The organism is Streptomyces rubellomurinus, assembly GCF_000961885.1.
In the GTDB taxonomy this organism is placed as follows: domain Bacteria; phylum Actinomycetota; class Actinomycetes; order Streptomycetales; family Streptomycetaceae; genus Kitasatospora; species Kitasatospora rubellomurina.
In genome coordinates, this window is the sequence record NZ_JZKH01000368.1 from 1 (window position 1) to 290 (window position 290).

General features: G+C 72.4%; 1 protein-coding gene. It reads right to left on the bottom strand.

Annotation, left to right across the window (positions count from 1 at the left end):
- The coding region (locus VM95_RS38220; RefSeq protein WP_045706359.1) for a SpnB-like Rossmann fold domain-containing protein at positions 1 to 290 on the bottom strand (290 nt) is incomplete at both ends.

Consider the following 290-nt stretch of genomic DNA (forward strand, 5'->3'; position numbering starts at 1 on the left):
CCACGCACCGCCACCTGCGGCTCACCCGACGACACCGCCGCCACCACACCCTCCGGACCATCCGCCTCCACCAGCACGAACCGCCCCGGAAACTCCGCCTGCGCCGACCGCACCAACCCCCACACCGCATCAACCGCCCGCGTCACCACCACCAACCGCGACCCGGCCCACCGCTCCTCACCCACCCACCCCTGCACCAACCCCAACACCCACGCAACCACCTCGGCAGCAGAACCGCCGCCACACACCGCCACCACGACATCCGCCGCACCGACCTCACCCAACCCCCG